This window comes from Peribacillus muralis (genome assembly GCF_001439925.1).
Classification (GTDB): Bacteria; Bacillota; Bacilli; order Bacillales; family DSM-1321; genus Peribacillus; species Peribacillus muralis.
In genome coordinates, this window is the sequence record NZ_LMBV01000001.1 from 468,489 (window position 1) to 493,293 (window position 24,805).

Below are 24,805 nucleotides of genomic sequence, written 5' to 3' on the forward strand. Positions count from 1 at the left end.
GCTTTTAGAAGTATAATTAAAGAGGAAAACTTTTTTTGGAGGTTTTATTTTATGATTAATGAAGAACGTATCGTAAGTGAATTTATGGAATTGGTGCAAATTGATTCCGAAACGAAAAATGAAGCAGCCATCGCCAAAGTGCTGAAAGAAAAATTCATGGCATTAGGTGTAGAGGTTTTCGAAGATGATACAACAGCCGTTACCGGTCACGGTGCAGGTAATTTAATATGTACGCTTAAAGGAACGAAGGAAGGCGTAGATACGATCTATTTCACTTCCCATATGGATACGGTTGTGCCTGGTCAGGGCATCAAGCCTTCCATAAAGGATGGATACATAGTGTCAGACGGCACCACCATTTTAGGGGCGGATGACAAAGCCGGGTTAGCGGTCATGTTAGAAACGCTTAAAGTGTTGAAAGAACAGAATATCGAGCACGGAACAATCGAGTTCATCATTACCGTTGGGGAAGAATCTGGATTGGTTGGAGCAAAAGCGATGGATCGCTCCCTTGTAACGGCTAAATTCGGTTTTGCTCTCGATAGTGATGGAAAAGTGGGGAATGTGGTTGTTGCTGCACCTACTCAGGCGAAAGTGTCTGCAATCATTTTAGGCAAGACCGCTCACGCTGGTGTGGCTCCGGAAAAAGGGGTTTCAGCGATAACGATCGCTTCCAAGGCGATCTCAAGAATGCCGTTGGGCCGCATCGACGAGGAAACGACAGCTAACATCGGCCGTTTCCAAGGAGGACAGCAAACGAATATCGTTTGTGACCATGTGGAAATCCTTGCAGAGGCAAGATCCTTGATTCCTGAAAAAATGGAAAAACAAGTAGCAAGAATGAAAGAAGCATTCGAAACGGCAGCCATTGAAATGGGCGGACGGGCTGAAGTGGAAGTGACCGTCATGTATCCAGGGTTCAAATATGGTGCTGGTGATCATGTAGTCGAAGTCGCTAGAAAGGCAGCGGAAAAAATCGGCCGTCCATGCGAGCTTGTGAAAAGCGGCGGCGGAAGCGATGCGAATGTCATTGCAGGTTTTGGCATTCCTACTGTCAATCTTGCTGTTGGCTATGAAGATATCCATACTACGAATGAAAGAATTCCGGTTGAGGAATTAACGAAGCTAGCTGAAATGGTCGTCAGCATCATTCAGGAAGTATCCGCTTAAATAGCGAAAAGAGGTTAGGGGATCTGAGAAGATGTTTTTTATCGAAGCATCCCCTTTTTTGCTTCGGCTTATGTGACAACTGGATAGTTTGCAGAGTGTTACAAAGGCAGATAACCGGTTGTTTGCGATTAGCATTGCAGGAAGACATGTACAGTCATCAATGAAATGATGGCTGTTTTTCTTGAAGCGAAACGTACCTTCACCGTGGTTATCAACGTTTAACTAGGGTAACTTAAAAGGAATGGTTATTGTCCGGCCCTAATTATCCGTTTTTTTATCTTTTCAAGGATGTGACGGTTTACATATGAAGGACATGTATCCCAAAAATGGCAGGGTCATTCTCCATGTAGACATGAATAGCTTCTATGCTTCGGTGGAGATGTCCTATGATGTTTCTTTAAAAGGCAAGCCGTTAGCCATCGCTGGTAATGTTGAGGAGAGAAGAGGCATAATCGTGACCTGCAGCTATGAGGCGAGGAAATTCGGGGTCAGAACGACGATGCCGATATGGCAGGCAAAAAAACTTTGTCCCCAATTGGTCATCCAGAAGCCGAACTTCGAACGTTATCGAAAGGCATCATTGGCCATTTTCGAATTATTAAGGCAATATACAGAGATGGTTGAACCGGTTTCAATCGATGAAGGGTATCTGGATATTAGTGAATGCGCCGAATTGGGTTCACCTTTGCAAATAGCCAAAAGCATTCAGGAAAGAATTTTTAACACGATGGATCTCCCCTGCAGCATTGGGATTGCCCCTAATAAATTCTTGGCCAAGACGGCCTCTGATATGAAGAAACCGATGGGTATCACCGTTTTACGGAAAAGGGACATTCCTGAGAAGCTCTGGCCACTGCAAGTCGGTGAAATGCATGGCATCGGTGAAAAGACCTCGGAAAAACTTCATGCAATCAACATCATCACAATCAAAGACCTTGCCCATGCCCATGATAATCAGCTTAAACAGTTGCTTGGGATCAATGGGATTCGTTTGAAAGATAGGGCCAACGGCATCGACCCAAGGGTTGTGGATCCTGAAGCGATTTTTGATCATAAGAGCATTGGGAATTCGACCACCCTCCCTCATGACTCCACCAACCAAAAAGAATTGCTCGGTGTCCTGGAAAAGCTATCGGGCAAGGTGGCTGCCCGTTTGAAAAATAAACGTCTCCTTGGCCAAAAAATAGGGGTGACGATCCGATACAAAGACCGTCGCACCATTACGAGAAGCCGGACCGTTTCCAACCCGGTGTTTGAAAAAAAGGACATCTTGGCTGGAGCGACCGATCTTTTCATGAAAAATTGGAATGGCGAAGGAATCAGGCTTCTCGGTGTAACCGCCCATGATGTCATCGAGAAAGAGTCGGCGTTTATGCAGCTGGACATTTTTTCTTTTCAAAAGGAAGCGGAAAAAGAGCCGTTGTATGAAGCGATGGAACACTTGCAAAATAAGTACGGAGAAAATATTATTAAAAAGGGATTACCCTTGAAGAACGGTTCGATCGGAACAGACACGAGCTTCAACAAAGATTTTTTCGAGCAATCAAGGAGGAAGGGTTCTCCAGGTGTCGAAGATTAGCGTCTGGGCTGCGTAAAGATATGGAGGAGGGAAAGATGATCATGACAAAACAACAGATTGGCGTTATCGGACTTGCTGTAATGGGTAAGAATCTTGCATTCAATATTGAGAGCAGAGGATATTCAATATCCGTTTATAATCGCTCAGGTTCAAAAACGGATGAAATGATGAAGGAAGCGGAAGGCAAAAATGTAAAAGCTGCGTATACGCTTGAAGAATTCGTCCACTCATTGGAAACACCACGTAAAATTTTATTGATGGTTAAAGCCGGAGCGGCCACGGATGCAACGATCGAGCAATTAAAACCGTTACTTGAAAAAGGCGATATCGTCATTGATGGAGGTAATACGTTCTTCAAGGACACGCAACGCCGCAATGAGGAATTAAGCCAGCTTGGCATCCATTTCATCGGTACAGGCGTCTCAGGCGGGGAAGAAGGAGCACTAACGGGTCCTTCGATCATGCCAGGCGGTCAAAAAGAGGCATATGAACTGGTTGCACCAATCTTGAAGGATATTTCCGCTAAAGTCGATGGCGATGCTTGCTGTACGTATATCGGACCGGATGGAGCTGGTCATTATGTGAAAATGGTACATAATGGTATTGAATACGGCGACATGCAATTGATTTCCGAATCTTATTTCCTGATGAAAAATCTTCTTGGACTTTCTGCTGAGGAATTCCATGAAGTATTTACAGACTGGAATGAAGGGGAACTTGATAGCTATCTAATTGAAATCACTGCTGATATCTTCAAAAAGCATGATGAAGAAACAGGCAAACCGATGGTCGATGTCATTTTAGATAAAGCTGGCCAAAAAGGAACCGGGAAATGGACAAGCCAAAGTGCACTTGATCTTGGTGTACCGCTGCCAATCATTACCGAATCCGTATTCGCCCGTTTTATTTCGGCCATCAAGGAAGAACGTGTTGAAGCCAGCAAGATTCTTCGCGGTCCAAAAGCCGAAAGCTTTACAGGAGATAAAAAGGCGTTAATCGAAAGCATCCGTAAAGCACTTTATATGAGCAAAATCTGTTCCTATGCGCAAGGCTTCGCTCAAATGAAGGCTGCATCCGAGGAAAATGACTGGAATTTGCAATATGGTGAGATCGCGATGATTTTCCGTGGCGGCTGCATCATCCGTGCACAATTCCTGCAAAAAATCAAGGAAGCGTATGATCGTGAAGCGAACTTGAACAACCTGCTGCTTGACCCTTACTTCCAAGGGATCGTTGAAAGCTACCAAGGGGCTTTACGTGAGGTCGTATCAACAGCGGTGATGAACGGAATTCCGGTTCCTTGTCTTTCATCAGCACTTGCTTATTTCGACAGCTATCGTACTGAAACGCTGCCAGCCAATTTAATTCAGGCGCAACGTGATTACTTCGGAGCCCATACGTACCAACGCATCGACAAAGAAGGTACATTCCATACTGAATGGATGGAAAAATAATGAAATCAAACCGGCTTAAAAGGAGAGATCCTTTTAAGCCGGTTTTTGTTTAGGAATCTTCATCTGAACATCTAAGACTTAAGATAATGAAACCACTGATTTTTACCAAAAACGCTCAAGAACTACGGCGGGGTGGTATGGTAGTGAAACACAACCCAGTGATGGAGCAACAGAACCGGTATTAGTAAATAAAAAGGCAGTTCCCTACCCTGAAAGGGCATAATTGCTTTTGTAGGAATACGCAAAGATGGATTATTGTCTAAATTCTTCGATCATTTCAGAAGCTATGTAGTGATATGTTTTAGGAACCATAATCAAACATTCTTATGACATCAAACAGAAAGAAATAACTCCCTTTTTACTGGAAAATATAGTATAATATATCTCATACATGCCATGGGGTTTAAACACCATCGTAACAAGGAATATAAACAATGAAAGCTAAGGACGGAATTCATGATACAGTCGGCAGTCAAGAGAGAAGGAGCGAATGACCATGTTTATCATCTGGTTGGCTATTGCCATTTTTTTATTTTTTATTGCTTTAGAACTTGGTGTTTCTTATTGGCTCAATTCCCAAATGAATGAAGAACTGTCTAAACCTAAGGAAATGCTTCATAATATCCGGGAGAAATTAGTCAGGAAGCGTGTATCATGAAAGAAAGAAGAATGGGATGCCGATTTGGCATCCCATTTTTTAAAAATCAATTACGATTCGGTTGTGTTTTTCTTGATTTGCCACCAAATATGTCCATCCTCTTCTAGAAGCTCATCGGATGCAAGTGGACCTGTCGATCCTGCAGCGTAATTCGGGAAAGACTCATCTTTCGTGTTTTCCCAAGCATTGGAAATCGTGTCGACAAACTTCCAGGAAAGGGCAACCTCGTCCCAGTGCGTGAAGTTCGTGGCATCTCCGCGCATGCTATCGAATAATAGCTTCTCATATGCCTCTGGGGAATTGATATGCTCGATTCCCTTGTTGGATACCGTCAGCTTCATTGGCTTCGTATTCGATGTGGTCCCGGATTTCTTGACATTTAAGTAAAGTGTAATCCCCTCATCAGGCTGAATATTGATAACGAGCAGATTCGGGTTCAAGGTTTCTTCCGTTTTGTAGTACAGATTCATCGGGATATCTTTGAATTGAACAACGATGTTCGTGGATTTTACAGCCATTCTCTTACCTGTGCGGATATAAAAAGGAACACCAGCCCAACGGAAGTTATCAATCAGCAATTTCCCAGCAACGTAGGTTTCCGTATTTGAATCAGGATTTACATTATGTTCATTACGGTAACCTGGCAGTGTTTTCTCGTCTACTGTTCCTTCCCCATATTGACCGCGGACGAAGAATTTACCGACTTCGTCGACTTTCATTGGCCGAAGCGAACGCAATGCCCGCACCTTTTCGCTTCGAATCTCTTCCGTCGTTAAGGCGATCGGAGGCTCCATTGCAAGCAAGGCAACCATTTGGAGCAGGTGGTTCTGGATCATATCCCTTAGCGCGCCGCTCGTTTCATAATAACGCCCGCGTTCTTCGACGCCAAGCGTCTCACTGGAAGTAACCTGGATGTTGGAGATATATCGGTTATTCCAAAGCGGTTCGAATAGCGCATTGGAAAAACGGATGACTTCAATATTTTGAACCATCTCTTTACCTAGATAATGATCGATACGGTAAATTTCATCTTCGGCGAATGCCGTGCGGATCTGTTCATTCAATTTCTGGGCTGTTTCGAAACTATGCCCAAATGGCTTTTCAATGACCAGACGCTTATACCCTTTCGAATCAGTCAGGCCTTGAGCCTTGATCTGTTCGGCAATCGTTCCGAAAAATTCAGGTGCCATCGCTAAATAGAAAATGCGATTTCCTTCTAATTGATATTGCCCGTCCAAGTCCTCGGCAATCCCTTTTAACTGCTGGTAGGATTCCGAGCTCGATACGTCATGAGAATGATAATGGAAATGGGAAATGAATTCATCGACTTTTTCTTCCGCGTGTCCGAACGTAAGAATGGAGTCTTTGACGCTTGATTGAAACTCCTCGTTCGTCAAGGGTCTCCTTGCTACGCCTACGACGGCAAATTTGTTGATTTTCTCTTTTTGAAATAGTCGATATATGGAAGGAAACAATTTCCTTTTCGCCAAATCTCCTGTAGCACCAAAAATCATGATCAATGCCGTCGGTTTATTATTTTCTGTCATGTTAAAACCTCAACTTTCCGTTAATTCTATCTCTAAAGTTGGAATTCCCGTATGTGTACCAATTTCTAATTTTACGGTTAGCTTTCCCTCAAAGCAATCAATTTGCGCATTTTTTCTCATATTTCATAAAAAGTTTAATTTGATAACGCTTTTAGTCGGTCATAAATGAAAGAACCGCCATGATTATGCTATAGTTAAGCTATTAACGTATTGGCAACGGAGGTAGGATCAGTGGATTTTGTTTTATTGGGTACAGGCGCCGGCGTTCCGGCCAAGGCGCGCAATGTGACGTCAATCGCCCTGCAATTATTGGAAGAACGGGGCTCCGTTTGGTTATTTGATTGTGGTGAAGCGACACAGCATCAAATTTTAAAAACGGCGGTCAAACCGCGAAAGATAGAAAAAATCTTCATCACCCATTTACATGGAGACCACATCTTCGGCCTCCCTGGGCTGTTAAGCAGCAGATCCTTTCAGGGCGGGGTGGATAAATTGACGGTATATGGTCCAAAAGGGATTGATGCTTATATTAAGACAAGCTTACTTGTGAGCGGGACTCATTTAAAATATCCATTGGAAATCGTCGAAATTGAAGAAGGCATCGTATTCGAGGACGAGCAATTCACCGTGACGGCCATGGTGCTCGATCACGGCATATACAGTGTCGGTTACCGGATTAAAGAGAAGGACCGTCCGGGAAGCCTGCTCGTCGATTTACTGCATCAAGCTGGTGTGAAGCCAGGTCCGCATTATAAAGCATTGAAGAATGGAGAAAATGTCACCCTCGAGGATGGCCGTGTCTTGAACGGGAAAGATTATCTAGGCACCCCGCAGAAGGGCCGGATCATCACGATCCTCGGGGATACGAGAATGTGCGATAATGCTCTCGTACTTGCCGATTCGGCAGATTATCTTGTTCATGAAGCCACATTTTCTGCAGAAGAAACGGAAATGGCTTCTAGCTATTACCATTCGACAACCGCTCAGGCTGCAACAACGGCCTTGAAAGCAGGAGCCAAGCATTTAATTCTTACCCATATCAGCTCACGGTATAGCGTCGAGGATTCGGAGAGGTTAAAACAGCAAAGCCAAGCGATTTTCGCAAACACGATCATGGCAGAAGATTTAATGACGATTAGAATTCCTTTATATGCAGAGAAAGAGGGAAGCTGAAATCAACATGAATGTTTGATATAATGAAACAACTGTTCATTGGATTTTTAAAGGAGTGTAACCTATGACTGACGAAAGCAACCTACATAATAAAGCAATGGATTTTCTCTTGAAAACAAGCCGGACGTTCTTCATTCCGATCAGCTATCTCCCAAAAGGTTTACAAGAGGCGATCGGGGCTGCATACCTGTGCATGCGTGCCATCGATGAGATCGAGGATCATCCAGGCCTACCCGCAGACAGTAAGGTTTCCCTGTTACAGGACCTAAGCAAGCTGCTTAAGGAGGATTGCCGTGAAGATGAGCTTGAATCGTTATTCAAGCCATATAAGGACGATTTGCCCGAGGTGACTTTGCTTCTAGCGGATTGGATACAATATTGTCCTCCAGGAGCGAAAGCCAAAGTTTTGGAGTCCACACAGGAAATGGCCGAAGGCATGGCAAAATGGGTTACGAAGGATTGGCAAATCCATGATGAGGAAGAGCTTGATGATTACACCTATTATGTTGCAGGCTTGGTGGGGGTCATGCTGTCTGATATGTGGAACTGGTATGATGGAACCAAAACGGATCGAAAGCTAGCCATCGCATTTGGCCGTGGGCTCCAAACGGTCAATATTCTGCGTAACCGGGAGGAAGATGCAGAACGCGGGGTGAATTTTTATCCGGATGGCTGGGACTTTGAAGAGATGCTATCGCATACGGAACATAATTTAGCATTAGCGGATGCTTATATTGCGGAGATAGAAACGAAAGAAATCATCCATTTCTGTAAAATCCCCTTGGAATTAGCAAAAGCTACATTGAAGGCATTAAAAGAGGGCAAAGAAAAAATTGATCGTGCCACTGTAACCGAGATCGTGAATCAAGTTGTCGAACATTGACCAATCCAAAAAAAGCTGCCGTGAAAGGTAATATTTTCTTTCACGGCAGCTTTTTTTGGGTTCAATCATCTGATAACTCAAAAGATTCTAAAAAGTTAAAAAATATATTGGAATAATTGGGACTAAACGATTATAATTTAACTCATATACGCGAAAAAACTGGTGTGAGCGGAAAGTACTGATCTTAAATAAGTAAAAAGCGGGGGGAAAATATGAAAAAGAAATTATATTCGACATTAGCGGTGACTTTAGTAGCAGGGTTAACATTGGCTGGGTGCGGCAATGACAAGGAAAAAGATACGGCGAAGGATGGAAACAAAACGGAAACGTACGACATCGGAGTGACCCAATTCGTTCAGCATGACTCACTGGATCAAGCGTATAAAGGGTTCAAGGCGGCGTTGAAGGACAGTGATGTCAAGGCTAAGTATGATCTCCAAAATGCGCAGGGCGATCAAAACAACAATCAAACGATTGCCAATAATTTTGTTGGTGATAAGGTCGATTTGATTTTTGCCAATTCGACTCCTAGTGCTCTAAGCGCTTTAAATGCGACAAAGGATATCCCGATCGTATTTACATCGGTCACAGACCCTGTGGCGACGGAGCTCGTTACTTCTTTGGACAAACCAGGCGGAAATGTGACAGGTACGACGGATTCACATCCTGAAGCGATTGCCAAATCAATGAAATTCCTGGCGGAAGAACTGGGCGCCAAGACAGTTGGAACCGTTTATAATACAGGGGAGCAAAATTCCGTCGTTCAAATCAAAAACGTGAAAGCGGAAGCGAAAAAAGCGGGATTGAAAGTCGTGGAAGCATCCGTTTCCACTTCAGCCGACGTTAAACAGGCAACGGAATCATTAATCGGAAAAGCGGATGCTTTTTATATCATTACCGATAATACCGTAGTCTCGGCATTGGAATCGGTCATTTCGGTGGCAAATGATAAAGATATTCCTTTGTTCGTTGGCGAGCTTGATTCCGTAAATGCCGGCGGCTTCGCCGCCTATGGCTTCAGCTACTTCGATATTGGCTATGAAGCTGGACAAAAAGCGGTTGAAATCTTGAAGGATGGCAAAAAGCCTGGAGATATCGCAGTTCAATATCCACAAAAACTGAAATTGGTCATCAATGAAAAGGCAGCAAAAGAAATGGGTATTGAAATAAAAGAAGAATGGAAAGCAGATGCTGAGTTTGTAAAATAAACGCTGCTTTTGTTCAAGAAAGGAAGAAGAATATGTCTACAGCCTTATTCAATTCTTTTGAGTCGGGAATGATTTACGCGATAATGGCACTCGGAGTCTATTTAACATTCAGGATCCTCGACTTCCCCGATTTGACGGTCGAAGGGAGTTTTGTGACAGGGGCATCCGTTGCCGCCATTATGATCGTTAACGGTTACTCGCCAATCATTGCCACCTTCTGTGCGATGTTGGCTGGATTCATTGCTGGGGCCATCACGGGGCTCCTGCATACGAAGGGGAAAATCAATCCACTCCTGGCAGGTATTTTGATAATGATCGCCCTCTACTCCATCAATTTAAGGATCATGGGGGCATCCAACATCCCACTGCTTTCCCAAACGACCATCATCACGAAAATCCAGGATGCCTTTGCTGGCACTGGGCTGGACAACATGTTGAATGGTCTTTTATCGATCGTGGGTCTGGGTGGTAGCCTGCCGAAAACGTGGTCGATATTGATCGTCATGCTGATCGTCGCTGTGATCATTCAAATGACGATGTCCGCTTTTTTGAAAACGGAAATCGGTCTTGCTTTACGGGCGACGGGGGATAATGAAGCGATGGTCAACAGTTTTTCCGCCCATACAGGAAACATGAAGGTTCTGGGACTTGGAATTGGAAATGCACTTGTGGCTTTCTCGGGATCCTTGGTTGCCCAATATAACGGCTTTAGCGATATTGGCATGGGGATAGGTATCATCGTCATCGGCTTGGCGTCCGTCATCATTGGCGAAGCGTTGTTTGGTGCAAAAACGATTGCCCGTGCAACACTTGCGGTAATCGGGGGAGCTATCATTTACCGAATTGTCGTAACATTGGCATTACGCGTGGAATTCCTTGATACAGGTGATGTTAAACTAATTACGGCACTTATCGTAATCGGGGCACTTATCATTCCAAAAATTTCTGATAAACAAAAGGAAAAAAGCCGGAAGAAAAAGCGTCTCAAGGAAATTCAACTGCGCCATGGCGGGACTTTATCGAAAGGGGGGGAAGGTTATGCTTCGGTTAAAACAGATTTATAAGGTCTTCAATGAAGGAACACCAGATGAAAAGCTGGCCCTTGGAAATCTTGAGCTGCAGATGACAAAAGGAGAGTTCGTAACGGTCATCGGAAGTAACGGTGCCGGGAAATCGACGTTGATGAATATGATTTCCGGTAAAATTCTCCCTGATGCCGGTGAAGTGTTCATTAATGGTGAGAACGTTTCAGCGATCGAGGAGCATGCCCGTGCCAAAATGATTGGCCGTGTGTTTCAGGACCCGATGCTTGGTACGGCTCCGCATATGACAATCGAAGAAAATATGGCCATTGCCTATGGCAGGACCAATAGAAGAGGCCTCGGCTTCGGCGTGACCAAAAAACGGAAGGAGCTTTTTAAAGAAAGCTTGAATACCCTGCACCTAGGATTGGAAAACCGCATGACTGCCAAGGTAGGATTATTATCAGGCGGTGAGCGTCAGGCATTATCATTGTTGATGGCGACCTTCACCGATCCGAAAATCTTGCTTCTTGATGAGCATACAGCCGCTCTTGATCCGTCCAGGGCAGAGCTTGTAACAAATCTGACGAAAGAGATTGTCGAAAAAAACCGGTTGACGACCTTGATGGTCACCCATAATATGCAGCAAGCAATCGATCTTGGAAATTCCTTGATCATGATGGATAAGGGACAGATCATTTTTGAAGCTAGAGGCGCTGAAAAGCAGAAGCTTACCGTTGAAAAACTGCTTAACGAATTCCAGCGGATCAAAGGTGAGAAAATGATCAATGACCGTGCCGTGCTAATTTAAAATGAAAAGGCCCGACTCAAAGGTTAAGAAAACCTTGGGTCAGGGCCTTTCATTTTATTACGCCAATCATGAACTTAATCGCTGTCTGCCGTGCTCAAGGAGGTGGGATCGTTCTTTCGGCCATTTCCAAAAATCATTTTCATGAAGGGCTTCTTTTTCGTTTTTTTCGTGGCGGCGGCTTCTTCAGCTGCGAGGAAGTAATCAAATGGCAGGACTGTTGGCGTTTCTAACGCTTCAATTCGCGCTTCGAGCTTTTTAACGAGTCTGTGCATCTCTTCCATTTCACTTCTGTGCTGTAAAAGCTGATAAGATACCACATCATCCGCTTTTGTTTTTAGTCCATTTTCAAGTCGGATGACCCGTTCCATAAGCTGTTCATGTTCTTTTTTCGTTTCAGGGTGTTTCCGGACGGTTGCTTTTTTAAGCTTACTCTCTGATATGCTGACCTTTTGGAGAATGATCCCCTCATTCAGCTGATTCTGAATTTTTCTTAACAAGGCAATGTCTTCCTCTGAAAACTGGTAGTGGCCAAGCTGATTCCTTTCTACTTCCATGTTCAATTGGCTAACCCAACGTTGGATCGTACTGTGGGAAACATTCAGTAACCGGGCAACTGCACTTGTATTCATCGAAATTCCCCCTTTTGATTCTTGAATTCGATAAGGAAGAAGCAATTCCTTTACGGTTGACAAAACTTTTATCCATTCGGCAAAGAAAGTGGATTTCCTACGTAATTTGCGAAGAATCGAATCCATTCATGAGCCGATGCCTAAGAGGGCTGCTGACTAGTTGCAAAAAGGGTTAATTGCAAGTGATGTCGAATTACCTTTTGAGCTGCAAAAAAGGAGGAATATCATGAATAGGGTTAACCTTATCACATTAGGCGTAAAGGATATGAGTAAATCATTAACATTTTATCGGGATGGCTTGGGGTTCCATACATCTATTAAAGAGGATGGGCCTTCCATTGTTTTTTTCAATAATGCGGGAACGAAACTTACTTTGTACGCTTTAGAGGAGTTAGCGAAAGATATCAGCGAGCTGGAGCCACCGAATCGGGGGGGATTTTCGGGCATGACACTTGCTTACAATGCCAAATCGGTTGAAGAAGTGAATGAGATCATGGATAAGGCCAAAAAGGCCGGAGGGATAATCGAGAAAACGCCTCAAGAGGTGTTTTGGGGAGGATACAGCGGCTACTTTTCCGATCTTGATGGGTACTATTGGGAGGTGGCGTATTCGAAGGATTGGCGTTTTGATGAACAAGATATGCTGGTCATAGAGTGACCGTTCGCCTATAAGTAGTTGCACGCGCATGCATTCCTACATCGTGAAAAAAGCTGTTGCCTTGCCACTCCTATAAAGGGGTGCGAGACAACAGCCCATCATCATCGGCCTTACTGGGGGATGACATATTGGGCAAGTTCCTTGCTTATTTGATTGCCCATTCGCTTCGATTGCTCAGTCGCTTCCTGTACACAGGCAATGAAGGCTTGCTGCACTTGGTGAGCTTGCAGCTGTTTCAAACCTGCTTCAGTCGTTCCGCCTGGTGACGTTACTTCCTTCCTAAGCACGGCAGGCGTTTTAGGGGACTTCTGCAACATATCGGCCGCACCCAACAATGTTTGAAGAATTAATTGCTTCGCCGTTTGTGAATCGAGACCGATCGTTTCTGCTGACTTTTCCAGTGCCTCGACCAAATAATAAATATAAGCCGGGCCGCTCCCTGATAAGCCGGTTACCGCATCGAGCTGATTTTCCTCAACGACTGCCACCGTTCCTACCGTTTCAAACAGGGTGATGGCCGTGTGTAATTGCGACTCATTCGTATGGCTATTAGCGGCAAGTGCCGTTGCTGACTTTCCTACAGTTGCCGATGTATTTGGCATGGCACGAACGATCGAGAATTGCTTATTGGCGATTCCCTCCAAGCTTGATGTGTGAACGCCGGCCACTACGGAAACGAACAGCATTTCTTCACGAATGTATTCTTTTATTAATTGCATCGTTTCTAGAATATCTTTCGGTTTCACTGCGAGGACGACAAGGTCCGCGTCCTGTAACAATGGCTGCAGCGATCTTGTGGTGGTGACACCGTATTGTTCCTTTAAGTAATGGAACCTATCATCATTTGTTTTATTCGTTACGAAAATATTTGCAGGTTGAATGACCTGTTGCGTCACCAGCCCCGAAATGATTGCTTCTGCCATCGATCCAGCCCCGATGAATGAGATTTTCTTCATATTTTCCGCTCCTTTTCCTTCAACGCTTCTTTTTTTAAAAAACAAAAAGACCCCTCATCCAATAAAGGACGAAAGGTCTCGCTTCCGTGGTACCACCTTTGTTCAGTGTTCCATAGCAAATAAACAGGAAAACTGCACTTGTATCCTCTAACGCGGGATTTACGTCAGGTTTTCCTGAAGGCTCATAAGGTAGGTTCAATCATGAGAGGGCGATGAAGCCTTTCAGCACGGAGCTTCATTCTCTTTACGCCATCAATAAATTTACTTGGCCTTAATCAAAGCCACGCCGTTTTTAATTACTTGTGATTATGAAGGATAAAACGGTACTCTGTCAATGTTAATATATGCATGACCGTCAAAAAATAGACATGAATTATGTGAAAATAATGACATTATTAAAATATATATGTAAAATGGTAATTATACATTGATTCTCTAGTTATACGTACCAATAATTTTGTTTGGTGCATAAAAAAATTTATATAAATATAATTTCTAAGGTGGAAATATTTATGGCGAAATGGAATGGAGATATTGCAAAAATTGCTTTGCCCACACCGTTTGCTGTCGGTGATGTAAATGTTTATGTAATTAAAGGGGATGCATTAACTCTCATAGATACTGGCGTTAAAACGAAACGATCGAAGGAAGCGTTGACTCAGGGACTTGCGGATTTGGGCTTGAAGTTGTCAGATATCGAACAAATCATCTTGACACATCATCATCCTGATCACGCTGGCGCACTCGATTTCTTTCCAAAGGAAATCCCGGTATATGGCCACAAAAACAATCAGCGCTGGCTGGACATAAGTGATGATTTTCTTGAAACGCATAATTGTTTCTTCCTTGAGTATGCCACGAAGTTTGGGGTTGCCGAAGAGCTGAAAGACAAATTGATTCATCATCGCGACGATATTCGTTTTCTTAGTGAACGGAAGCTGCAAGGGTATTTAGCTGAGGGGGATGAGCTTCCGGGGCTTCCAGGCTGGAAAACGATCGAGACTCCTGGTCACGCGCAAAGTCATTTATCCTTTTATCGCGAAAGTGACGGTGTCATGATTGCAGGTGATCATTTGCTTGCCAAGATTTCACCTAATCCATTGATGGAACCGCCAATTCTTCCGGGGGACAATAGACCGCGGCCGTTACTGCAATATAATGCCTCACTTCAGAAGCTATTGGATTTTTCCATATCAACCGTCTACTCCGGACATGGAGATGAAGTGAATGGTGATGCGGTGGCCGACCTGATTCAATATAGGTTCGAGCGGCAGCATAATCGGGCGATGCAGGTGAAAAGCATGCTTTCTATTAAACCCCTATCAGTCTTTGAGGTGTGTCAGCAGTTGTTTCCAAAAGTATATCTTCAAGAAGTGGGCCTTACACTTTCGGAAACGATCGGCCAACTTGACTATCTAGAAGATTTGGGTGAAGTCGAAACCGCAATCGAAGCTGGGGTCATTCTCTATTCAATCGCTTAATGTTCTAAAAGGAGGGCAACTTTTTGAAAAACTTGCAAGGAAAAGTAATTGTTATTACGGGTGCTTCCGGAGGGATTGGCAAGGAAGTGGCAATCGAAGCGGCAAAGCAGGGCGGACGTCTTGTTCTCTTGGCTAGAAGTCTTGATAAATTACAGCAGCTAAAGAATGAGCTAATCACTCAATACGGGATTGATGCATATGCATTTAAGCTTGACGTTTCAGATACCGATCAGATCACAGCGGTATTTGATGACATCCATGCGCAAATAGGTGAAGTGGACGTATTGGTCAATAATGCCGGTTTCGGTACCTTTAAAGAAGCGCAGGATACGAAAATGGACGAAACGAAAGCGATGTTTGCCGTCAATGTGATCGGATTAATGGCCTGTACAAAGCTAGTCCTTCCCTATATGAAGCAGAGAAAATCAGGGCATATCATCAATATCGCCTCACAGGCAGGTAAAATTGCCACACCTAAATCAACCTTGTATTCTTCGACCAAATTCGCCGTTCTTGGCTATTCTAATGCTCTTCGGCTCGAGTTGATGGAAGATCATGTTTATGTCACCACCGTCAACCCAGGGCCGATAGAAACGAATTTCTTCGGCATTGCCGATGAATCGGGTACATATGTAAAGAATGTTGAAAAATTCATGCTTAAACCGGAGAAAGTCGCGACTAAAATTGTCGCGGCGATGCTGACCAATAAGAGGGAAATCAATCTCCCTGGCTGGATGGATGTAGCGGGGAAATGGTATACCCTGTTTCCCGGGATCACCGAATTTTTAGGAAAAAAAGCCTTTTTTAAAAAATAGTACAAATGTACGGTTTTCGTACATAACGAGTCGTTCAGTGTATAGACAAAAGGGGTTTCGAAATGTTTCCATTTTGAAACCCCTTTTTTTAACCATTTATAGAGATGCCGTCATACCTACACATTATAAGGCATCAGTGGACTACTCCTTAAATTCGTGCCCCAAGGACAAGCACAAACCTTCGTTTTTCGATTGATCAGTGCATGAACGCTATCTTAATGCTATGTAAACTTCAATTTCTCCATTAGGGTAATATTTTTCAAAATCAAATGAGTATGCTCTTTCCAATGTACCCGCATCCTCACGCGCCCATATTGCCTTCCAGGTGTTGAGGACCCCGTGTTCCACCGTTGTGTCCACACTGAAGACATCATATTTTGCGAAATTCGGTATTTCCAGTGAATGTAGCCCATCATTATCTTCAACGGTTATACTTAATGAATAATCACCTTTATAGTCACTTTCATAATTATGATAGACAGCATAGGTAATTTTATTAGCCAGACCAGGAGGAAGCCTGCTGCCATAATTCCTTAATTCTTTCCAGCAATAGGTCGTCATTAAAATTGTTCGTTCGTAAACTGTTTATGATTTTTAATTTCACGCGTTTTCTTCCTTCCAGAATTTATTCTGTATCATGTCTTACCCATTCTATAAAACACGTTAATCTCCTTCTTTTTCCAGATATCGTTTCAAAAAATGAATTCCTGGTGCAGCTGGTAACTATACATGGTGTATTTCGTCTATTTCTTAGGAGGGATTTTCATGAAGAAGATGGTAAACCTTTATATGTATTTGTTAGTCGTCTGTATTCTGGGGAGCTGTCAAACCTCTGATTGGAACAAGCGGGAGGACATTGATAAAGGAGAAGTTGGCTTCATTACAGATCTTGATGATAAAAGGATTTTGATTAAAGGGACGTATTATAAAGTGAACAATCATACATATATTCAAGATCAACATGGTTTGAACCTCGATTATTCCGATTTAGAGGTAGGGATGAAAGTGAAACCGTGGCACCGGGGTGGGGTCACGGATTCATTTCCTGGGAAAGCGGAAGCGGAATTGATTCTTGTTTTGGCGGACGAGGAAAGCTTAGCCGAGCAACGGGCGGTCACTGCCGCCCTCGACCATGTCAGCGAAGCCGAAAGTCAGCGATTCATCGTTCTTGAAGTCACCCATCTACCTTCAGAGCATGTGTACACGATCGAAATGATGAATCGTTCCAACATGGATTCTTCTTTCATGGTGATTGTCGAGGATGTTACGGGTGAGATCTTATATCTGAAATAAGGTTCTGTTGCATCTTGATGAATTGGAGGGGCAGGTTACTGAAAACAGTTTTGAGAAGGTCATATATAACAGCGGTGACATACCAAAAAGTACCCTTCATGGGTCTTTTTTTGTTCAGTCACTACTCAATAATTCGAAATAAAAAAGAACCGGGCTGAGTCCGGTTCTTTGATCGTATGTATCCTTGGATTTATAAGGTTTTTGCCCCTAAATATCTTGGTTTCCAATAAGAATTATCCATATCCGTGATCGTTACGCCTTTTGAAGTCGAAGCCTGAATGAATTGACCATTTCCGATATAAATCCCAACATGTGATACGCCTGTTCTCCCAGAAGAAGTATCAAAGAATACAAGATCACCTTTAGAGGGTGACGATACTTTCAAACCTGTATTGGAATAGAGCAAGGACGTGGTACGCGGTAAGGTGATTCCTTGTGACTTCTGGAACACGTAATAGATGAAGCCGGAACAGTCGAATCCAGCCGGAGTCGTTCCGCCCCATTTATACGGTTTGCCCATCAAGGTTTTTGCATAGTTGATCATGCTTGTATTATTGACCTTATAAACACCAAGCGCATTGAATGTAGCTCGGCCGGCAATTCCGTCGGCAGTCAATCCTTTAGCTTTTTGGAACTTCTTTACTGCTGATGTGGAATAGGTTCCATAATGTGTAGTCAGTGAACCTGAATATGTAAAATAACCTTTGGTTTTTAATAGTTGTTGTAATTGTTTGACATCGCTATGTGTCATTCCGGGTCTGAGGGTTTGGTCTCCAATGTTAGCATAGGCTTGCAGTGGTGTTAGCATCATGGCAGATGCAACAGCAGCTGAAGCAATCCATTTCTTCATTCTTTTCATTTCCTCTTCCTCTCTATCTCACGATTGTTCTTAACAATATTATCCTACAATACCATTATGACAATTAGACATATTTTTGATTACAATTCCATTACAATAAATAGGCACAAAGACCATGTTAAAAAAAGACAAAAGTCTGTTGATATTGAAATTAAATCGCTTCATAAAGTAAGCATTTGGATTCATTATCAATTATTCAAGCTACTAATTGATCTATTATAAAAAAACTATATGGTTATGGAGTTAAATATTGGAGTTTTATCTATTTTTAGGATAAATATATTTTTCGAGGAAAATGCAATAAAAAGTAGAAATTTGGTTGAAAACTTCCATTGAATAAGAACGTATATTCGGTTAAAGTAATGAATATAATAAAAGCGAACGTATATTCTTGTTAGGGTGAATGGATGATGGATTATGGGACGATGCCGAAACAATCAATTATGTGTATCGATATGAAAAGCTTTTATGCAAGCTGTTCAGCGGTCATGCTTGGCTTGGACCCGCTCGAGTGTTACCTGGCGGTGGTTGGTGATTTGCAGAGGACGGGGAGCATTGTGCTGGCCGCTTCTCCAAAGATGAAGAAGGAATTTGGCATCAAAACGGGTTCGCGGATGTTTGAGATTCCGAATGATCCAAGGATTGTCGTCGTTGAACCGAAAATGGCTACCTATTTAAGGGTCTCGACGGAAATTACGCGATTGTTCAACCGTTATGTGCCCAAAGAAGCGATTCATGTATATAGTGTGGATGAAAGTTTTGTGAAAGTCGATGGGGCCGCTTCTTTATGGGGAGATGCCCGGATGATAGCTGAAAAGATAAGAGATGAAATCGAAAGGGAATTACAGCTCCCCTGTGCCATTGGAATTGGTCCGAACATGCTTATGGCTAAGCTTTGCTTGGATTTAGAAGCCAAGCATGAAGGGATCGCCGAATGGACGTATGAGGATGTGCCCAATAAGCTTTGGCCAATTTCCCCGCTTCATGAAATGTGGGGTATCGGCAGGCGTGTGGAAAAAACCCTTCATGGAATGGGAATATTTACGGTTGGGCAGCTTGCCAATTATGATCTTGAATTACTTGAAGCGAAGTTTGGAATTATGGGCAATCAGCTTTACCACCATGCGTGGGGAATAGATTTATCGGATTTGGGGGCACCGATTATTGAAGGACAGGTGAGCTTTGGTAAAAGTCAGATTCTGCTGCGGGATTATAAGGAAGAGTATGAAATCAAGCAGGTGATGCTGGAGATTTGCGAAGAAGTCGGAAGAAGGGCACGCACCCATCACAAAGCAGGAAGGACGGTCAGCCTGGGCATTGGTTACAGCAAGGATGAATTTGGCGGGGGCTTCCATCGTTCGCGTTCGATTAGCGAACCGACCAATATTACGATGGAGCTGTATAAAGTGTGCCTGGAGCTTTTCCATGAGAACTATAAGAAGCAAAAAACGGTTCGCAGCATAGCGGTCACACTCGCGAATATTGTCGACGATAACGAGATGCAGCTGACTTTATTTGATATGTCGCGCTGGAAAAAGCGGGAGCTGAGTTACACGGTTGATCGAATTCGCCATAAATATGGGCCGAAAGCGTTATTGCGTGCCGTTTCGTATACCGAAGCGGGTACAGCCGTATACCGAAGCAAGCTGCTTGGCGGGCATAAGGCGTGAGGCTGAAATTTTGAAGGGAGGGGAAAAGAATGATTCGAGATCGAGGTCGTATCTAAACAATACTATAATATAGGGGAGGCTATAACGTTTATAACGATATACTTCTCCTTCTTTTTTATCGTTGTTTATTTATTATCAATATTGTATTTCTATATAGTCTTTATAGTAATTAATGATTAATCAAATGGAGGAACAAGATGGTTATAGTAAGAGAGGTTGTTATACCTTCTGGGGAAAAAAGGTGGATAGTGTTAGCTAATGAAATTGAGCCAGTCATTCCAATAATGAAATATATAAAGTACCTTGATAGTCTAGGAAAGGCTCCTAATACACTCAAATCCTACTGTTATCATTTAAAGCTTTACTGGGAATTTCTACTTAGTCACAATAAGAGCTATAAAGAAGTTGATCTTAATTTACTAGCAAGTTTTATAGGTTGGTTGAGGATGCCGCAACAAAATGGAAAAGTTAAATACCTTTATGGGGAAAAAGCGAAAAGACGTGAGCGATCTATAAATATAATTGTTAGCTGTGTTATCAATTTTTATGATTATTTAATGAGATTAGATGGCTTCGAGAAAGATCTTAAAACTAAAGTAATGAAAGAAATAAAGGTACATAAGCACTCTTATAAATCTTTTCTGAATCACATTTCGGATAAGCAGTTACAAATAATGAACGTATTAAAAGTTAAAGAACCTAGAAGAAAAATTAAAACTGTAACCGAGGAACAGATAACACAGATTCAAAAAGCGTGTAAGACCATTAGGGACCAATTAATTATTAGAATAATGTACGAAGGGGGTCTAAGAGCAAGCGAAGTAATAAATTTATGGATAGAAGATTTTAATATTAATGATCATAGTGTTCTTGTTAGAAAATCTAAAACTGTAGCCGGAGAAAACCGTAAGGTTTATGTTTCTAAGGAGACAATGAATGTTTTCCAAGATTATATAATTGATTATCATACTGATGAGGTAGATACAAATTTTGTTTTTTTTAACTTATCAGGCAAAAATAAAGGAAAACCAATACAATATTGGACAATTCAATCCTTAATGCGAAGAATAGGGAAAAAGACTGGTATTGACTTTTCAGCCCATATGCTTCGTCATACATGTGCAACTAACTTACATGAGCATGGAATGGATGCTTCATCTATTCAAAAGTTTTTAGGACATGCTTATGTTCAGACAACTATGCAAATGTATGTTCATCCTTCAGATGAGACTATTCGAAAACATTGGGAAAGTGCAATAAAAAAACAAACAGGAGACTTATATGACAACTAATGTAGTAACATTACTAAATTCTAATAGCATCATAGATCCTAATTTAACGGACTATTGGGCAGCTGACATTTGGGAAGTGAAAGACTTTCCATATCCTGATAAACTCGGACGCGGTGTAGGTAAAGCAAAATTTGATTTTACGGTAATTCAAAATTCAAGCATTAGGCACCAAATGAAATACTATTCGTATTATGGTTTGTCTCATGAGTATTGGCTTCTTTCCTCTTACAGCAATGGTACATACAATTATTTACTTTGGGTTTGGAAATTCATCTCCTCATACCATAAAGATATCCAATCGATAACAGAAATGCCGTATCAAGAGTCCTTTCAAAAATATAAACAATTTCTAATTGAGAACAACAAACCTTTAAAAGGAAGTAGCAGAAATTGTATTTCGAAGTACATAGGTGTTTATAATGAGTTTTATAAATTTTGGACAGATTTTTATGATGATCGACCTGAATATAAAAAAGATTGTTGGAATGTTGAAAAGTTAGGCATTGAATTTAATATGTCTAGAAGAGATAAACATATAAATTTTGAGAATATTCCGCCTATATTCCGAGAACTGGTCAAAGAGTATATGTATCAAACCCTTCTTGTTCAGCAGTTAATTACTTACTCAACAGCAACAAATATTATGAAAAAAATGTACTTATTTTTTGACTTTATTGTTGAAGATCACCCAACTTGGGAAGATTTACGCAATTTGTCCCGAATGGATATCGAACGGTTTCTCTTGTATGTCAGAAATATTGAGATGGGTGGCAGGAGTTACACAAAAAATCGGAAACCAAGTAATAGACACATTTTAGAATGTATTTCTAATGTTAAAAGGTTAATTGAATATATGCAGAGATACGAATGGGAAGAAGCACCGACAATACCGGTCAAACTATTGATTTTTCCGGAAGATATGCCTAAAAGAAAGTTTATTCGTTATAGTGACCATATTAAACATGTACCAGATGAAATTTGGGAACAAGTACAACAATATTTACACCTTCTTGAACCGGAAATTGCAAGATTAATTATTATTTTAGAGGCTAGTGGCTTCCGTGTCTCAGATGTATGTCAATTAAATTATGATTGTCTAATTTGCAAAAGTGATGGCTGGTGGTTAATAGGTGATCAACGCAAAGTTAGGCATGAAAAGCATACTGTTCCTATATCTGAGGAAATCGTAACTATTATAAAAATGCAGCAAGAGTATGTACTTTCGCGTTCTCAAGAGGACGATAATCCTAACAGGTTTTTGTTTCCTGTGCTATCCGGTAGAAATAAAGGTAAAGTTGTATCACAGAAAATAGTGAGCAATGCCCTTAATCGGTTGGCACAGAAGATGAACATATTAGACAAGGATGGCTCTATTTATCATTTTAAAAACCATGCCTTTCGGCACCGATATGGCGTAACCTTAATAAATAATGGAATGAATATCCTCCACGTACAAAAATTAATGGCACATACAAGCCCTGAGATGACTCTAACTTACGCTAGAATACTAGATAACACCCTCCGTAAGGAATGGGAAAAAGTCGAAAATGCAGTTCGTTTAAATCCTTATGGAGAGGTTATACATGCAGATTTAAGTGAACAAGTTGAAGAAAATGGTCTTGAGTTAGAATGGATACGTCATAATATGGATTCCGTAAGACTAGACCATGGTTTTTGTATAAAAAGTCCGAAACTTAATTGTGATTTTTTAGAACAAACATTGGAACCACCTTGTATAAAGAATAATTGTCGAAGCTTTCATGTAGATCAAACGTTTTTAGATTATTACAATAGTCAAATCTTAAAAATGGAATCGGATATAGAATTATATAAAAAAAGTGGACGTTATCGCTCTATTGAATTAATAGAGCCAAAAATAAGTAAATACAAGGAGATACGTGACTCAATATCTGAGGGTACTGAAATCTTGGGACTATCAAAAGAGAGAAGAGAATATATAGGCTCTGAACGTAAAAAAGGAGGACCACATGGCTAATGTAAATCCAAATACTCAAGGACTAAAAACATACGCATTACAGAAGAAAATAATTACGAAGGAACGTGTGGATGAAGCTCTAAAAAAAATGTATAAAGAGAACGTGAGAATTAACTTTAATTCAGTTTCAAAGGTGGCCAAAGTGTCAAAAGCATTTCTTTATAAAGAATTAGAGTATCGCAATAAAATTGAATCATTTCGAAAAGAACAGGAAGGAATTAAGTCTCTAAACCATTATAAGAAAAGTGTCTCGGAAACATCGAAAGATGTCATTATTGAGGCATTAAAGAATAAAATAAGTGAATTAAATCAAAAGATCCGGGAATTGGAACTTGAAAACAAACAACTAAAAGAAACACGTAAAGTTGAGCTAGGGAATATTTATGACAAGATATAGTTAGGGATAGCATTCCAACTCAAAATATTTGTTTAAAAAGTCAAAAAAATAAAGGGCGATACATATTAGACATGGATAATATGTATTGCCCTTTTACTTCTTGTTCAACAATCGAGCGAACCCCCAACCCTTGGGGGCTCGCTCGGCACGTGCCATTCCATTCGGTTTGGAAGACCGTCAAACCAAATGAATTTGGGTAAGCTTCTTGGAGAGATAAGGTATCAATTCCTTAATCGGTCAGACATTTACCATTGACACCCGCCATGTTTGGTTGTTCTCCCTGGGGTAGCGTCAGGAAAATGCGGATTTACAACGCTAAGGAAATGTCACCTATTTAAAAAGCCGATTTCCATCTCAAGGAATCGACTTTTTTAGTTATTCTTATTCAACTAACGCACTCGTTAGTTGATTAAGGATCACTATTTTTCATTTATTAGTATTCCGCCTTTTGACTGATAAACTCTCAATAACTTTCCTTGTTCAGTTTGTGAATAATACTCCACTTCACAGTAGTAGTTTCCTTCTTCTACACCCTGATAATTCTTAGGAAACATAATGCTATGTTTTCCAAAGTTCGCCTCTGTATGTCCCCCTCTTGTAATATCGAATATGACGATCTCACAATCCCCTTTATATTGTTTCGTCTTATCAGCTAAAACGTTAGGAAGGTCTAACAAAGAATAAACAAACAGGAATCCTGATAGGAGAAATAAAAAGGCGACTCCAAGAATGTCCTTGATCGGTATCTTATATGAATCTCCGTTTTTCTTTTTCAATTTATAAAAATGCCAAAAATAAGCCGACATCCCCACAAGCATTACAAATGACAAGATTAGTAAAGAGAAATACTGTGCCAATTTCCTTCAATTCCTTTTTTATAGTTTCTTCTTATACGTTTCCCGAATCAATGATGTTTCAATTCACTTGTTGCTAAATTAACCCAAAAAGGAATAAAACCCTATGGAACTATACTGCCCCTTTAGTTCATTAAGCAAAAAGGCCACCAAATGGCAGCCATTGTTCTCAAGCTAACGCACCCGTTAGTTTAAGTACAATTCTTCACAATCTTGCTTAATGAATAGGCTCTTTTAAATTTTAATGTTGTTAATTGAATAAAAAAGTACAACCTTTCACTATCTTTGATATAAAAAAAAAAAAATTATCTTTATCAGTAATGATTACACCAAACTTAGTTTTTCAATTGCCTGCTTTTCATCTGGAAAGAAAAATATATCCTTCCCTTTATTACTCTCA

Annotated in this window: 23 protein-coding genes; 17 read left to right on the plus strand and 6 right to left on the minus strand. The window is 41.4% G+C overall.

All coding sequences use genetic code 11. From position 1 onward, the window contains the following. The first annotated feature begins 51 nt into the window (after positions 1–51). The 4 genes from ASU00_RS02265 (at position 52) to ASU00_RS25280 (ending at position 4,861) form a co-directional block, all read left to right on the plus strand. On the plus strand, positions 52–1,170 hold the full coding sequence (locus ASU00_RS02265; RefSeq protein ID WP_057911805.1) for a tripeptidase T: 1,119 nt from the start codon (positions 52–54) through the stop codon (positions 1,168–1,170). Positions 1,171–1,474: 304 nt separating this feature from the next. Continuing rightward, positions 1,475–2,749, plus strand: coding sequence for a DNA polymerase IV (locus ASU00_RS02270; RefSeq protein WP_057911806.1), 1,275 nt, complete (start codon positions 1,475–1,477; stop codon positions 2,747–2,749). A gap of 41 nt (positions 2,750–2,790) precedes the next feature. Beyond that, on the plus strand, positions 2,791–4,203 hold the full coding sequence (gene gndA / locus ASU00_RS02275) for an NADP-dependent phosphogluconate dehydrogenase (RefSeq protein ID WP_057911847.1): 1,413 nt from the start codon (positions 2,791–2,793) through the stop codon (positions 4,201–4,203). Between the two features lie 496 nt (positions 4,204–4,699). Next, positions 4,700–4,861 (plus strand): hypothetical protein, encoded by a 162-nt coding sequence (locus tag ASU00_RS25280; protein ID WP_161809681.1) that lies wholly within the window; start codon positions 4,700–4,702, stop codon positions 4,859–4,861. A 50-nt stretch (positions 4,862–4,911) separates the two neighbouring features. On the opposite strand, the gene zwf is transcribed toward ASU00_RS25280, so the two are convergent. Then, a complete protein-coding gene (zwf, locus tag ASU00_RS02280; protein WP_057911807.1) occupies positions 4,912–6,408 on the minus strand; it encodes a glucose-6-phosphate dehydrogenase in 1,497 nt (498 codons plus the stop codon). Between the two features lie 231 nt (positions 6,409–6,639). On the opposite strand from zwf, the gene rnz reads away from it, so the two are divergent. The 5 genes from rnz (at position 6,640) to ASU00_RS02305 (ending at position 11,505) form a co-directional block, all read left to right on the plus strand. After that, entirely contained in the window at positions 6,640–7,581 is a 942-nt protein-coding gene (rnz, locus tag ASU00_RS02285; protein WP_057911808.1) for a ribonuclease Z, read from the plus strand. A gap of 64 nt (positions 7,582–7,645) precedes the next feature. Beyond that, positions 7,646–8,464 (plus strand): squalene/phytoene synthase family protein, encoded by an 819-nt coding sequence (locus ASU00_RS02290; RefSeq protein WP_057911809.1) that lies wholly within the window; start codon positions 7,646–7,648, stop codon positions 8,462–8,464. Between the two features lie 212 nt (positions 8,465–8,676). Then, a complete protein-coding gene (locus ASU00_RS02295) occupies positions 8,677–9,672 on the plus strand; it encodes an ABC transporter substrate-binding protein (protein WP_057911810.1) in 996 nt (331 codons plus the stop codon). Between the two features lie 32 nt (positions 9,673–9,704). Next, positions 9,705–10,736 (plus strand): ABC transporter permease, encoded by a 1,032-nt coding sequence (locus ASU00_RS02300; RefSeq protein ID WP_057911811.1) that lies wholly within the window; start codon positions 9,705–9,707, stop codon positions 10,734–10,736. After that, complete coding sequence (locus tag ASU00_RS02305; RefSeq protein ID WP_057911812.1) at positions 10,711–11,505, plus strand: ABC transporter ATP-binding protein; 795 nt, start codon at positions 10,711–10,713, stop codon at positions 11,503–11,505. The genes ASU00_RS02300 and ASU00_RS02305 overlap by 26 nt, the downstream gene beginning before the upstream one ends. Before the next feature lie 74 nt (positions 11,506–11,579). On the opposite strand, the gene ASU00_RS02310 is transcribed toward ASU00_RS02305, so the two are convergent. Beyond that, a complete protein-coding gene (locus tag ASU00_RS02310) occupies positions 11,580–12,134 on the minus strand; it encodes a MerR family transcriptional regulator (RefSeq protein ID WP_057911813.1) in 555 nt (184 codons plus the stop codon). A gap of 226 nt (positions 12,135–12,360) precedes the next feature. Between ASU00_RS02310 and ASU00_RS02315 the strand changes: the two genes are divergently transcribed. After that, complete coding sequence (locus tag ASU00_RS02315; protein ID WP_057911848.1) at positions 12,361–12,792, plus strand: VOC family protein; 432 nt, start codon at positions 12,361–12,363, stop codon at positions 12,790–12,792. Positions 12,793–12,902: 110 nt separating this feature from the next. Here the strand turns inward: ASU00_RS02315 and proC are convergent, their stop codons facing one another. After that, positions 12,903–13,748 carry a pyrroline-5-carboxylate reductase gene (gene proC / locus ASU00_RS02320; protein ID WP_057911849.1) on the minus strand — a complete coding sequence of 282 codons (846 nt, stop codon included), beginning with the start codon at positions 13,746–13,748 and terminating at the stop codon, positions 12,903–12,905. Between the two features lie 512 nt (positions 13,749–14,260). Here proC and ASU00_RS02325 point away from each other — a divergent pair. Continuing rightward, entirely contained in the window at positions 14,261–15,229 is a 969-nt protein-coding gene (locus tag ASU00_RS02325; protein ID WP_057911814.1) for an MBL fold metallo-hydrolase, read from the plus strand. A gap of 23 nt (positions 15,230–15,252) precedes the next feature. After that, positions 15,253–16,044: an SDR family NAD(P)-dependent oxidoreductase gene (locus ASU00_RS02330; protein ID WP_057911815.1), complete on the plus strand. Its 792-nt coding sequence runs from the start codon at positions 15,253–15,255 to the stop codon at positions 16,042–16,044. A 210-nt stretch (positions 16,045–16,254) separates the two neighbouring features. Here ASU00_RS02330 and ASU00_RS02335 read toward each other — a convergent pair whose 3' ends face one another. Continuing rightward, positions 16,255–16,605, minus strand: a complete 351-nt coding sequence (locus ASU00_RS02335) for a GyrI-like domain-containing protein (protein WP_330219505.1) — start codon at positions 16,603–16,605, stop codon at positions 16,255–16,257. Positions 16,606–16,809: 204 nt separating this feature from the next. Between ASU00_RS02335 and ASU00_RS02340 the strand changes: the two genes are divergently transcribed. Beyond that, the gene (locus ASU00_RS02340) at positions 16,810–17,337 is read left to right on the plus strand and encodes a DUF3221 domain-containing protein (RefSeq protein WP_057911816.1); all 528 of its coding nucleotides are present in this window, start codon (positions 16,810–16,812) and stop codon (positions 17,335–17,337) included. A gap of 190 nt (positions 17,338–17,527) precedes the next feature. Here ASU00_RS02340 and ASU00_RS02345 read toward each other — a convergent pair whose 3' ends face one another. Beyond that, positions 17,528–18,196 (minus strand): C40 family peptidase, encoded by a 669-nt coding sequence (locus ASU00_RS02345; protein WP_330219506.1) that lies wholly within the window; start codon positions 18,194–18,196, stop codon positions 17,528–17,530. 407 nt (positions 18,197–18,603) lie between these two features. Here ASU00_RS02345 and ASU00_RS02350 point away from each other — a divergent pair, with 407 nt between their 5' ends. From ASU00_RS02350 to ASU00_RS02365, 4 genes are all read left to right on the plus strand, one after another. Next, positions 18,604–19,866: a Y-family DNA polymerase gene (locus ASU00_RS02350; protein WP_057911817.1), complete on the plus strand. Its 1,263-nt coding sequence runs from the start codon at positions 18,604–18,606 to the stop codon at positions 19,864–19,866. Between the two features lie 197 nt (positions 19,867–20,063). Continuing rightward, complete coding sequence (locus ASU00_RS02355) at positions 20,064–21,158, plus strand: tyrosine-type recombinase/integrase (RefSeq protein WP_057911818.1); 1,095 nt, start codon at positions 20,064–20,066, stop codon at positions 21,156–21,158. Next, positions 21,148–23,154 carry a tyrosine-type recombinase/integrase gene (locus ASU00_RS02360; protein WP_057911819.1) on the plus strand — a complete coding sequence of 669 codons (2,007 nt, stop codon included), beginning with the start codon at positions 21,148–21,150 and terminating at the stop codon, positions 23,152–23,154. The genes ASU00_RS02355 and ASU00_RS02360 overlap by 11 nt, the downstream gene beginning before the upstream one ends. Continuing rightward, entirely contained in the window at positions 23,147–23,551 is a 405-nt protein-coding gene (locus tag ASU00_RS02365; RefSeq protein ID WP_057911820.1) for a DUF6262 family protein, read from the plus strand. The genes ASU00_RS02360 and ASU00_RS02365 overlap by 8 nt, the downstream gene beginning before the upstream one ends. A gap of 419 nt (positions 23,552–23,970) precedes the next feature. Here the strand turns inward: ASU00_RS02365 and ASU00_RS02370 are convergent, their stop codons facing one another. Beyond that, on the minus strand, positions 23,971–24,408 hold the full coding sequence (locus ASU00_RS02370) for a hypothetical protein (protein ID WP_057911821.1): 438 nt from the start codon (positions 24,406–24,408) through the stop codon (positions 23,971–23,973). Between the last annotated feature and the right edge of the window lie 397 nt (positions 24,409–24,805).